The organism is Devosia elaeis, assembly GCF_001650025.1.
GTDB classification, from domain to species: domain Bacteria; phylum Pseudomonadota; class Alphaproteobacteria; order Rhizobiales; family Devosiaceae; genus Devosia; species Devosia elaeis.
In genome coordinates this window covers 18430-30635 of the sequence record NZ_LVVY01000129.1, presented here as the reverse complement: position 1 = coordinate 30635, position 12206 = coordinate 18430, and the positions used below count along the sequence as shown (strand labels likewise).

The 12206-nt window shown below is 59.3% G+C and carries 11 protein-coding genes and 1 pseudogene; 6 read left to right on the top strand and 6 right to left on the bottom strand.

Translation table 11 applies throughout. The annotated features are described in order from the left end of the window. Positions 1–573 precede the first annotated feature (573 nt). Positions 574–1128: a recombinase family protein gene (locus A3840_RS17110; protein WP_067459754.1), complete on the top strand. Its 555-nt coding sequence runs from the start codon at positions 574–576 to the stop codon at positions 1126–1128. Between the two features lie 109 nt (positions 1129–1237). Next, positions 1238–3349, top strand: a complete 2112-nt coding sequence (locus tag A3840_RS17105) for a hypothetical protein (RefSeq protein WP_067459751.1) — start codon at positions 1238–1240, stop codon at positions 3347–3349. A 55-nt stretch (positions 3350–3404) separates the two neighbouring features. Here the strand turns inward: A3840_RS17105 and A3840_RS17100 are convergent, their stop codons facing one another. Continuing rightward, positions 3405–5141, bottom strand: a complete 1737-nt coding sequence (locus tag A3840_RS17100) for a serine protease (RefSeq protein ID WP_067459749.1) — start codon at positions 5139–5141, stop codon at positions 3405–3407. 517 nt (positions 5142–5658) lie between these two features. On the opposite strand from A3840_RS17100, the gene A3840_RS17095 reads away from it, so the two are divergent. Next, a complete protein-coding gene (locus A3840_RS17095) occupies positions 5659–7086 on the top strand; it encodes a reverse transcriptase family protein (protein WP_067459746.1) in 1428 nt (475 codons plus the stop codon). A 171-nt stretch (positions 7087–7257) separates the two neighbouring features. Here the strand turns inward: A3840_RS17095 and A3840_RS17090 are convergent, their stop codons facing one another. The 5 genes and pseudogenes from A3840_RS17090 to A3840_RS17075 all read right to left on the bottom strand — a co-directional run bounded on the left by A3840_RS17090 (position 7258) and on the right by A3840_RS17075 (position 9229). Beyond that, positions 7258–7596: a DUF4440 domain-containing protein gene (locus A3840_RS17090; RefSeq protein WP_067459757.1), complete on the bottom strand. Its 339-nt coding sequence runs from the start codon at positions 7594–7596 to the stop codon at positions 7258–7260. A gap of 70 nt (positions 7597–7666) precedes the next feature. Further along, positions 7667–8089, bottom strand: a complete 423-nt coding sequence (locus tag A3840_RS17085) for a nitroreductase/quinone reductase family protein (protein ID WP_205633405.1) — start codon at positions 8087–8089, stop codon at positions 7667–7669. After that, positions 7999–8226, bottom strand: a pseudogene (locus tag A3840_RS20265) (hypothetical protein); the annotation flags it as partial. The gene A3840_RS17085 and the pseudogene A3840_RS20265, both read right to left, overlap by 91 nt. Beyond that, positions 8159–8683: a GFA family protein gene (locus tag A3840_RS17080; RefSeq protein WP_067459743.1), complete on the bottom strand. Its 525-nt coding sequence runs from the start codon at positions 8681–8683 to the stop codon at positions 8159–8161. The gene A3840_RS17080 and the pseudogene A3840_RS20265, both read right to left, overlap by 68 nt. Before the next feature lie 189 nt (positions 8684–8872). Next, on the bottom strand, positions 8873–9229 hold the full coding sequence (locus A3840_RS17075) for an MmcQ/YjbR family DNA-binding protein (RefSeq protein ID WP_067459740.1): 357 nt from the start codon (positions 9227–9229) through the stop codon (positions 8873–8875). 114 nt (positions 9230–9343) lie between these two features. Between A3840_RS17075 and mgtE the strand changes: the two genes are divergently transcribed. The 3 genes from mgtE (at position 9344) to A3840_RS17060 (ending at position 12189) form a co-directional block, all read left to right on the top strand. Further along, positions 9344–10759 (top strand): magnesium transporter, encoded by a 1416-nt coding sequence (mgtE, locus tag A3840_RS17070; RefSeq protein ID WP_067459737.1) that lies wholly within the window; start codon positions 9344–9346, stop codon positions 10757–10759. Between the two features lie 330 nt (positions 10760–11089). After that, positions 11090–11767, top strand: coding sequence for a glutathione S-transferase family protein (locus A3840_RS17065; protein WP_067459734.1), 678 nt, complete (start codon positions 11090–11092; stop codon positions 11765–11767). Continuing rightward, entirely contained in the window at positions 11764–12189 is a 426-nt protein-coding gene (locus A3840_RS17060) for a DUF1489 family protein (protein ID WP_067459730.1), read from the top strand. The genes A3840_RS17065 and A3840_RS17060 overlap by 4 nt, the downstream gene beginning before the upstream one ends. Positions 12190–12206: the final 17 nt, after the last annotated feature.

Sequence of the window (12206 nt, the reverse complement as noted above, 5' to 3'; positions counted from 1 at the left end):
CCAACCGCCAGCTGTCCGGCGAAATGGGGTCCACTCCATTGTGTCGGCCTAGTATGCCAATCTTGCCAAGCTCTAATGCCACCAACCTTCTGACGTAGTTCGTTTAGGAGCCACGGTACTAACGCGAGAGCGATAGCGGCGGTAGTTGCACCTGCTGCAACGCTCCAGGCACGTGAGCCTTCGCCTTGACGGAACTTCAATAGATTTGCTGCTGGTCGCTTGGCAGGCACATACATCGGGGCTTCAAATCCAAGCAGCACCGGACCAGTTTGCACTGCTGTCACTAGGGCATCTACGAGTGCAGCCGGGTCGGTCCCACCGTGATCCAAGTGTGGTCCTAATACCCACCAGCCCATATTCCCTTTTGCGGGAGAGCCAACATCGACAACAATAACGTGCGGGGCCATCAGCTGACTTCCTTTGTTTGGGCGTCACATAAGCCCTAGTTCTCAAAAGGTATACGGACAGCGGACGATCGAAAACGCCCCAAAAGTGTTCGATATGGGTTGACTTCAAATTTATCGGACACTATTCCGATTATGCCATAGACATTTTCGGACATAGGTTTAGACCATGAAGATCGGCTACGCCCGAGTATCAACCACCGACCAGAACGAGACCGCCCAGGTAAACATCCTTACCCGCAACGGCGCTGAGGAAACCTTCATCGACAAGGCCAGCGGAACATCCCGTGACGGTCGCCCCAAGCTCGCTGAGGCCATCCGCTTCGCCCGTAAGGGGGATGTGCTGATGGTGACCCGGCTAGACCGGCTGGCCCGCTCGGTCATCGACCTTCATGCCATCTCCCGTGAGCTGGACGCGAAGGGCGTGGACTTAATCGTCACTGAACAGAGCATCGACACCACTACACCCACCGGGCGGCTCATGTTCAACATGCTGGCTGCCATAGCCGAGTTCGAGACGGACCTTCGCAAGGAGCGCCAGCTCGAAGGCATTGCCAAGGCCAAGGAGGAAGGCCGCTACAAGGGCCGTCCTGTCACCGTGGACGCTGATGCCATTCGCACAGCGTTGGCCGCTGGTGACCGTCCCATGGCCGTTGCCAAGCGGTTCAACGTGGCGCGTTCCACGGTTTACCGGGTGATGGGTGAGGAGCCCGTGAAGGCTTAGCTGTGGATAACTTCAGGGGCGCTTTGGCTTGGTTGCCCGCGTCCGTGAAGATGGGTGTCTATTGGTTTTGGCAGTGAAATGGGCTCTCACCGTTAGATTGAGGGGTGGCATGACCGTTACGAGGCAAGCACTTCGAGTATACGCCACGCTGGAGGGGCTAAAACCAAAGTCCGAGGCTGACGTTCTGGACGCGCTTATCCCCTTCTTAACCCCCGTTCTTGAATTTCTCGATGGGAAGGTCTTCGAACCATCACTACTGATCGCAGGCCTCAAGAAGCTGTACGGCTGGAACATCACCACTGAGGTAGCCAACGTTTTCCAGGATAGACTTGAAGCCCATGGCTACCTCAATAAGCCCGACCCACGTGCCAGAATTTGGGTTGTAGCGCTTCCTGACGACTTCGAGAGACGCGGTGGCGATGCCTACGCGACCGAGGTGCAGGAAGCCGTTGCCGCGTTCCAAGCGTTCTCGCGAGATTTGAACGATTTACTCCATCACCAGCGAAGCGACGAAGAGGCCTTGGACATCTTGGTGAGGTTCCTCGTAACCTTGGATGTTTCCATCAGCAATGGGTCAGATAGGAGCGTCGGGCATTCGGAGCTGCTCAAGGACCTTCAGCCTGAGGCTACGCATTTGCATGCAGATGAGCGCTATCTCTGCGCACGTTTTGTCGATCACGCAAGCAAGACCGATCAGAAGATGTTCGAGAAGCTGACAAAGTTGGCGTCTGTGGGCATGCTTACTGAGGTGGTTCAGGATTTCGTAGAACCGAGTAATAGTGAGGAGAAATCGGGACTGACATTGGTGCTAGACGCCCCCTTGGCGCTTGCGGCGCTCGGAGTGTCTGGACAGCAGGCCCAACGAGACGTTCAATTAAACATCGAAGCTGCGCGAAAGCTCGGTTGTAGCGTCATCGTGTTCGAGGAGAGCTGCAATGAGATGACGCGGATTCTGAGGACAACGCTCAACACTCCGAGACAGAACCGACATGGGCCAACCCATATGGCCATCGTCAAGGGGCAGGTTACTGAGCAATTCGTGGGGGCCGTCCAGCGAGACCCGGAAAAAGCACTGCGGCAGAACGGCATAACTGTCCGTCAGATCACGCTCGCGAGCATGCCTTCGCTTCACGTTCATTTCCCCGACCGACTGTTTGAGGAATTTCATGCGGCAATCAACTGGAGGCAGGGCTACCCGGAGGCCGTCCGCCATGATGCTACCGTGATGGCATTGACTTGTCGGTTGAGAGAAGGGGGCAGGGCCACCGACATCTTTGAGAACAAATTCGTTTTTGTGACGAATAATGGCGCCTTCACTCGTCTCGCCAGGGGCTTCGCAATAGACCATGGAATAGTGCAAGAGCGACATTGCCCACCAGTGGTGCAGCATTCGGCGCTGGCGGTGGCCGCTTGGTTGCGCACCGGCTTTGGGGCGATTAGTGAAATTCCCATGGCGCACCTGCTCGCCTATTGCGAGAGGGTGCTTAACGTGAAGAAGGAGGTAGTCGATAGGGCGAGGGAGGTTCTTCGAAAGTACACCCCCGAACAGGAACAGCAGTACGACCTGCTGCTTCAAGACGCTCGCTCTGTCACAAGGCTGATGGACTTCACTCTTGGCGATGAAGACCGCCTAACAGAGACAACGGTGCCGCACTTGCTCGAAGAGATGCGCTTAGCCACAGCGGCAGAACTTACAGAAAAGCACCAACAGGAGCTGGAAGTTCAGAGGAAGGCGCGCTCCCAAGAGCGTGAAACCGCTAACAAGGAGCGGTCTCGGCTCGCCCGGGAGCTTAGCGCCCTTCAGGCAAAACTCGAAGCAGATGAACTAGATCGTGTGCAAGGTGAGAGGCTTGAGCGGTTGCGGTTCGTTGGATTAGTGGAGGCAAACAATACCGCTATGGGCAACGTTCGCCACGCTACCACAACGTCCGCATCAGTAGTCGCTCTCGTACTCATTGCGAATGCCATCTTCGGGTGGGTAGATTGGCAGCAAGATCAACCCGTTCTTTACTGGGTTGGGACTTCGTTGGGCATTTACGGAGCCCTTCAGCAATTTGTCGGCTGGCCCACTTTTGGGTTTGGCTCACTACTTAACTGGTATGGTAGGCGCAGGCTTCAACGGCGCGTCGAACAGCAGGGTCTCGTACAAATCGCGGCCAAGGAATCGTTGACGTGGAGCTATGGGAAAGCAGCGCTGGGGGCTGCGCCAATTGTCGCTTGAACGCCGGGTCAGCCACCGATAGCGGCGACCCGCGGAAAGTTCGTATTGCGGGTCTCTAGAGACCGCCCACGAACCCGATGAAGCGCCTTCCAGAGCTGAGATAGGCGTCACTTGGAACCAGCGGGTTACGCTTCCATTCGGCTAGTAGGCGCTCCGCTGTTTCTTCTGTGAACGGCCCGGCCACTAAGCCGTAGTTTCCATTTTCGGATAGCACAACGCGGGTGCTGTGCGGAGCCAAGACAGAGCTGAGGTTGGGCAAATTGCCAATGTCGCGGGCGCTGGCGAATACCGCCCATCGGTAGCCGTCTGGCAGTTGGGGTGATGAAACGCTGATGGTCGCACCTCGGTCCGCAACTGGCGCGACTCCCGTTGCTTGTTCTGCGTTGCACATCACCTGCACGGTGAAGTTCCGCCCCTTTTCTGCCAATTCACGCACGTTCAAAGGTTCATCAGGGGCGGGCGAGGGAGCTGGCAACCGGAACAGACTCAGGTACTCAGCCAACACCTCACCCTTGATAGCAAAACCCACATTTGGTGCTGTAGTCCCCATGGCGGCGAGGAGCGCTTCATCGTCGATCTTGGAAACCGCCACGCCGAGGATGCGACCGTATTCGTCCAAGATTGGACCACCGCTGTTGCCAGGCTGAATACCTACATTGGTCGTGAACCGGGTCTCAGCTCCGAAGAACCCGGTGTCAGACGAGACGATACCCGTACCAACGTTGAGTGACGAATTGAGAATGTCTGCCAGTGGGAAGCCAAGGGCGACCACGCTCTCACCAAGCTGAGCGGGCTCGGCGCGTATCTCGGCGACAGCGTGTGTCTTTGCCGCCTGTAACTGTAAGACAGCGAGGTCAACGACTTTGTCGCTCGTGACCACTCGGGCGGGGCCGTAGCCAACCACGTCGATTGCCGAACAACCGTCAATGACATGGTGGTTGGTCACGAGTACGCCCCTTTCAGCCACGAAGAAGCCCGTTCCCGATGACCGTCGCGTATCTGGAGGAGTAGCTTCTGGCTCAGGCGCTGTGTTGGGCACGTCAGTTGATGAGACTGAGCCGTCTCCTGGAGGGGCATAAGCGAGAGGGTAAGAGTAAGACGCCATGAAGGTGGCGACCATTGCTCCCAGCTCATTCCGGGACCGTTCCCACTCGACAGAGAAACCTGCGCTTTCGCCAGGGGTGCGGTTGATCAGGATATAGAAGAGCTTGCCTGCTCTAGTGCCCGAAACCACGAACTTGTCAGCGTTCAGCACCTGGTAGTTGATGCTCCGTCCGGCGCTGGTCGAGGACAGCGTCTGGTAGAGGCTCTCGTAGCTTTCCTCAGCGAAAGGCTTCCTGATGGTCTCCAGGCGAATAGAGCCGTCAGCACTTGTGTATGCCGTGCCCCTCCTCGTCTCGCTGACAGAGGACAGTAAGCTCTTTGGCAACAGCATGGCCATCATGCCCCGCGCGTCTTCCACGATGTCAAATCCGAGGTCGTGGTAGAGCCCGCTTGCTGCGTCTTCCAGCAGTCCCTTCTGGCGCGGTGTTAGGACGCCTGTGGGTGCGTCCCCGATGGAGTTTTGGAATTCCTGGATGGCGCGATAGGTGAAGTTGCCAAAGGCGCTGTCGGCCAGTGCTTCATAGTGCCCCAGGAGGATGAGCTGCGACTGCAGTAGGCTCCTGTCCTCCTCCGCCATGCCGTTGAACCATCGCTGGCTGCTGGCGAAGTCAGCGTGAGCCGCTGGAACGAAAAGAGCAATGAAAGCGCACGTGAGCGCCGCTTTGATTGTGTAATGCAGACTAAGCATGAGAAAGCCCCCAGAGTACTTTGGGGTGAATGAGGGGGCAATTCAAGCGAGGCTGTGCGGATAGTTAGGAAAACAAACCGTCGTAGCCAGCAAGAGCTTTCGGTATGACGCCCACGATGGTCGCAGGCATAGGCACCGCGAAGACTGATGGGCAGCTGGTGGGGTCGTTCGATTCCCTGCGCCCTAAGATCCTCTGATTAGTTAAGATTACATTGCCCCGTCGCTTGAACAGTCTTCACCAGGCACGTATATAGGTCTCATCCGCTCACTAGGGGGGCGGAGCTGACCTTGAAGTTGTCAAGCCCCAAGGCGACCAGCAGTCGAACGAGTATCATTACGATCTCCAAGATTAGCGGGACGTTGAAGGTGCGGGCCGCGAAAGCTGCCGCACAACTAATATAGTCAATATCCTCGACTAGGTGCCATCAGAGCTACGTCGGCTCGTCTTGAACAGTGTGGGGTAGGAGCGATGCCGGAAGCACACGGCGCTCTTACCCCCTATCGCACGGAGCAATCCATGCCTGCATGGGCTCCCTTGGTTAGGACATATCCACACTTCGACCCCCTGCTGACGGGCGAGAAAGCCGCTTCGATAGCTTTGGACCCCCAGGCAGTAGCTGCACACACCTTCTACCCGTTCATAAAGTACGACGAGCGCTGGACGCTCTTCGCTGAGGCTGGCGAGCCAGGCAGGCCGAAGGAACGTCCGATACGATATGCAGCTCGTCTAGATGCTTGTATCTTCTCTTACTACCGACACATGCTGTCAGAACCCTACGAGCGCAGGCTCGAAGCTGAGGGACTGACCGAGACTGTGTTGGCCTACAGACGCGTACGCGCATCTACAGGCAAGGGCGGCAAGTCCAACATTGATTTTGCGAAAGAGGCTTTTCAATACGCCCAGGCCCTAGGGGACTGCTGCGCAATTTCGCTCGACATCAGCAGCTTCTTCGAGAGCCTTGACCACCAGCGGCTGAAGTCGCTCTGGGCTTCGCTATTGGGCTTGGAACGCCTCCCTCCCGATCATTTCGCTGTCTATAAGGCGATGACCAGATACGCATATGTCGAGAAGCTGGAGGCCTATGAGCGGCTTGGATTTTACGGCAAGAAGGTAGGGCCGGGTGGCCGTTCGGTCATGGGCTTTCTTGTGGACCCAAGAGCCATCCCTGTTCAGCTCTGCAAGGGCGAACAGTTTCGGACACGCATAGCTGGAGGTGATGGCAGTGGCAGCATCATAAAACTAAACAGGACCCCTCATGGGGTGCCACAGGGCGCACCGCTATCCGATCTTCTTGCCAACCTCTACTTGCTCGACTTCGACATGCAGATGAAGGCCTTGGCTGAGAGCGTTGGCGGACGGTACCTCCGTTACTCGGATGATATCCTGTTTGTCGCCCCTGTCACCGCCGAACATGCGACCCGATTAGAGGCTGAAGCTCGCGGAGCTATATCGCGCTTCGGCGATGCGCTTGTTATCAAAGAAAAGAAGTCCTTCATCCACGAGTTTGCTGCGGATGGAATGGGGCAGATCGTTGCGACAATAAAGCCAGAGGGGAGCAACAAGGGTCTTGAATACCTTGGGTTCAGATACGACGGTCGAAACGCATACATCCGCGACAAGACACTCAGCGCCCTACACCGAAAGATCGTCGCCAGTTGCCGGGCCGTGTCGATCCACCTGGAGCGTCGCTATCGGTCGAAGTCCCCGCAAGAGATCATAGCGCTCTATAACTTCGAGGCCCTGTATCAGCGGTTCGGGGCGGTTGATGCGTTCAAGGATAAGCAGACGGAGTACCGAAACTGGACGTTTTGGACGTACGCCAAGAAGGCGATTCGGACCTTCGGACCACTGGGTGCCCCTATGACGCATCAGGTTTCGCGATTGCGTAGACAGATAAGAAAGCGCCTAGCCAGCGAAGTCGCAAGAGCCTGCGCTAGGCGATGATATACATTGACCACCGCTACAAACGCCGCTACAAACGGCCCTAACACGACGGCCAAAAGCCCTTTAAAATCAATGGTCAAGGCGCGATGGTCGCGTTTCTTCTCGACCGCACCAGTCACTCCGGTGACGAACAATAAGCTGCCGCAAGGCGGCTTTTTTGTTGTCTTGTGTTCAGAGCGGGGTCTGCTGGTGCTGGACGAGCTTGAGTTCGCCGTCGAGCACCAGATAGGTCGATGAGCAGAGGGCGCTATAGACGTCGCCGCCGTCGCGGCGCGCCTCGGCCTTATAGGCGATGACTATGGCGACGGAATCGCCGGGCGTGGTCAGCGTGGTCTCGGTCATTTCGACATCCTGCCAGCGCGGTGCCTGTTCGATGGTCTGCAAGATCTGCCCGCGGTCGAGAATGCCCATCGGGCCAAAGACCATCACGCATTGATCGGCCATGCGTGTTTCATAGGCCTCGATGCCGTCGAGCCACAGGCTGCGTTCGATAGTCCAGACTTGCTGCATGATTGCCTCCATCGCTGCTCGAAGCTCAACTATCGGGGCAGCGATGGGTTCAATGCAATCGGAAAGGCGTTCAGCGCGCCGTCAATTCGACGACCGGAATGGTTCGCGTGGTCTTCTTCTTGTAATCGGCGAATTGGGGGAAGAGGCTGGCCTGGCGGGCATAGATGCGGTCGCGCTCCTCGCCTTCGACGATGCGGGCCTTGACCGGAATGCGCGAGATTTCGGTGCCGTCGCCAATCGAAATGGCCGCGTCGGGATTGGCCTTGAGGTTGTGAAACCAGTCCGGATTGCTGTCATTGCCGCCATAGGAGGCAAAGACGAACCAGGGGCCTTCGCCCTCCGCTGATACATGAGGGGCAGGGTGCGCTCCTGGCCGGACCTGGCGCCGATGGAATGCAGCAGCAGCACCGGGGCATCCTTGAAATAGCCGCCGGGCCTGCCCTTGGTGGCGTTGAAATCGTCGATCACCTGCGCATTGAAGTCGGACATGCAAACCTCGAAACAGGAAAAGCTGGGTCCCCAATATGGGGCGGCGGCGCCGGGCCGCCAAGGTGGAGTGCGATTATTCCGGCACGGCGATGCGCGGTGACCTGAAGCCCATGGCAATCCAGGCGAGCAGCAGCTTGCCATAGAAACCGGCGGTGACGGCCTTGCCGGCGGGCAGGGCGTCATCGAGCAGGTGATGCTCGGGAAGGTCGGAGGTCATGGTGCGGATCTGCGTGGCCGGGCGGGTGGCTTCGGGCCAGAGGCCGGCATAGAGGCTGAGCCAGTGGCCGCCCTGGAATTCGAGAAAGACCGGGCTGTTGCAGCAGGTGGTGAGCACGCGGCGGGTCGGCGCCTTGTCGCCGAGGCGATGGGCGCGCAGCAAGTCAGTGCCGTCGGGAAAATGCACGCGGTCCTTGCGGTAGAGGATATAGGGCGTGCCGCCATTCGGGCCGGCCAGCGGGAAGGCCGGGGGCAGGGCGTCGAAGCGCCGGGCGGCCTCGCGGCAGGAATTGCAATGGCATTCGGTGGCGAAGAACGGGTCGCCGCTGAGCTCGAGATGAAAGCTGCCGCAGGCGCAGGCGAGGCGGGTGGTTTCGGTCATGGGGTCTCCAGTCTTGGCGAACGTTATAGAGGAGAGACGAGCGAGCGGAGGAGATTTCGACCAGCGGGCGTGTCCAGTTTTTGTCGTCATTGCCGGGCTTGTCCCGGCAATCCATGTCATGGGGCGTGGACCACCGGGACAAGCCCGGTGGTGACGATTGAAAAGGGATCGGCGCATCAAATGGAAGGGCTAGGTCCGCGAGGACTTCAGCTTTTCCGGGGCCTTGAAAATCCAGGCATCGTGCAGGCGCAGGGACAATTCCTCGTCATCGATGCGGTCGAGCCGGACGAGCATGGCGTCGTAGCCGACATAATGCTCGGTCTCGTAGTAGATGTCGGGAGAGATTTCCATCAGCAGCACCTTCTGGTCCACCGGGCATTGCAGCACGGCGGTCTGCGCATCGAGCATGCGCACGAAGGCGGCATCGCCGACCTTGAGCGCGGGCGTACCATAACTGGTGGAAGCCTCCACAGGCGCCAGGTTACGGGCCTGGGCCAGGCGCAGCAGGCGCGCGAAGCCGGCATCGAGATTGGCATTGTCGGTCATGTCGAAATCTCCCCGGATCGGAGAAAAAGCCTTTCGCCCACACTGGCGCAATGCAGGCCGATTGGCTACAGCTTGTTCTGCCCCTGAAACAATCAGGACACGAAAGGGCTCCCGATGAGCGACGAATCCGAAATGGCGCCCGGCCTCGAAACCGGGATCGACAACGATGCCTTCCGCGATGCGGAAGGCTGGATCAGCGCGCTTTGGCTGGAGCGATTGCGGGCCTTCATCGAAGCGGGCCGCACGGAGGACGTGGCGCTGGTCATGGCGCCGCTGCACAGCTCCGATATCGGCGACGTGCTGGAGCAACTCGACCAGGGCGAGCGGCTGGCGCTGGTGCGCATGCTGGGCGAGAAATTCGACTTCTCGGCGCTGACCGAAGTGGATGAAAGCATCCGCCTCGAGATCATGGAGGCGCTGTCCAATTCCGAAATCGCGCGCGGCGTCGCCGAGCTGGACAATGACGACGCGGTCTATCTGCTCGAGGACCTGGAAAAGGAAGACCAGGACGAGATTCTCTCGGCGCTGCCGGCCTTCGAGCGATTGGCGCTGAAGCGGAGCCTGGATTTTCCCGAGGATTCCGCCGGGCGGCGGATGCAGACCGATTTCATCGCCATCCCGCCCTTCTGGACGGTGGGGCAGACCATCGACTACCTGCGCGCCGACAAGGATTTGCCGGACGAATTCTATCAGATCTACGTGGTGGACGCGGCTTATAAGGTGCTCGGCACCCTGCCGCTGGACAAGTTCCTGCGGGCGCAGCGGGCCACCAAGATCGACGCCATCATGAACGCCAATCTCGTACTGGTGAAGGCCGAGGACGACCAGGAGGAAGCCGCGCGCATCTTCGAGCGCTATGACCTGGTGGAAGTGGGCGTGGTGGACGAAAACGGGCGGCTGGTGGGCGTGCTGACCATCGACGACATCGTCGACGTGATCCAGGAAGAGGCCGAGGAAGACATCAAGCTCCTGGCCGGCGTGGGCGACGAGGACGTGTCCGACACCACGCTCGACACCGTGCGCAGCCGCGGCCCCTGGCTGGGCGTCAACCTGGTGGCGGCGGTGCTGGTTTCCTTCGTCATCGGGCTGTTCAATGCCACGATCGAGCAGATGGTGGCGCTGGCGGTGCTCATGCCCATCGTGGCCTCGATGGGCGGCAATGCCGGGGCGCAGACCATGACGGTGACGGTGCGGGCCCTGGCCATGCGCGAACTGGATGGCGGGCGGCTTCGCCGGCTGATCCGGCGCGAAATGGTGGTGGGTTTCGCCAATGGCGTGATCTTCGCCGTGCTGCTGGGCGTGGTGACTGCCCTGCGCTATAGCGATGTGGGTTTGGGCGTGGTGATCGGCATGGCCATGGTCATCAACATGATCGTTGCCGGCACGTTCGGAATTCTCATTCCGCTGACGCTGGACCGGCTCAAGGCCGATCCGGCCATCGCCTCGGCGGTCTTCGTCACCACCATTACCGACATTGTTGGTTTCTTTGCCTTTTTGGCTATTGCCGGGCTGTGGTTCGGGCTGTTCTGAGGCGTAAAAGTGAACGAAACGCGGCTGTGGAGTGTTGCAGTTTGGCCGCTTGCTTCCCATCTGGCGGGCGGTTAACGATTCACTACCGGCCCTTGCGGGGGTCGGAGTGGACGACTGACAAGGAGCGATCTATGCGCAGTCAACCGAAAGCCAATGTCTTTCACACCGTGAGCTGGGCGCTGGTATGCCTCGTTTCCATGGGGCTGGTTTTCTCCGTAGTAGCTGGCGTCTAGGACATTCCGACCATAGCGCTGGAGTTATTCACTCGACAGATTACGGCAAGGGCGCCCGGCCACTGGGCGCCCTTCGTCTTGAAGATGAGGATATTCGATGAAGCTCTTGATCGGGAATCGTAATTATTCAACCTGGTCGCTGCGTCCCTGGCTGGTCCTGCGGCATTTCGAGATTCCGTTCGACGACGAGGTGCTGCAGCTTTCCGGGCCCGATTGGCGCGATAAGATCGCGGCGCGCTCGCCGACGGGCAAGGTGCCGGTGCTGATCGACGGCGACCTGGTGCTGCCCGAGACCATCGCCATCATCGAATATCTGGCCGATACGTTTCCGGACAAGCCGATCTGGCCGGCCGACCGCAGGGACCGGGCGCTGGCCCGGGCGGCTTCGGCGGAAATGCATGCCGGGTTTCCCGCCCTGCGCAATCACGCGCCGATGAACCTGCGGGCCAGCCATCCGGGCCGGGTCGATCTCGATGCGGTGCGCAAGGATTTGCATCGGGTGGAAACATTGTGGGGCGCGCTGCTGGAGCGTTCGGGCGGGCCCTATCTCTTCGGCGCCTTTTCGGCCGCCGATGCGATGTTCGCGCCGCTGGCCACACGGCTGCGGACCTATGAGCTGCCCATATCGGACATGGCGGGGCGCTATGTGGAGGCCATCTATGCGCTTCCGGCCTTCCAGGACTGGCTGGGCATGGCCCTGCAGGAACCCTGGATCGTGGATGACGACGAGATCGACGTGATCCAGGGCCGCGTGGCGCCGGGGACGCTGGCATGATTCATATGGTCAAGCTCTGCGTCGGCGTGGCGACGGTCGAGGAACTGGAAAGCTATCGCGACGAGCGCGCCCATTGGTGGGGCGCCGATTACGGCGAGGACGTGCATGTGCACCGCACCCGCATGATGCCGAAACGGCGCGAGGAGATGGAAGGCATTTCCTCGATCTACTGGGTCATGTCGGGCACGATCTGCTGCCGGCAACCCATCCTGCGGCTGGCCCCCTATACCAATGCCGAGGGCAAGGATTATTGCGACATCATCATGGCGCCCGACATCGTGCGGACCTTGCCCTATCCCAAGCGGCCCTTCCAGGGCTGGCGCTATCTGCGCCCGGAAGACGCGCCGCCGGACATGGAAAGCAACGACAACGAGAATTCAGCCGAAATCGCCGCCGAACTGGCGCGAATGGGGCTGATTTAGCCCCATTCGGCAGACCT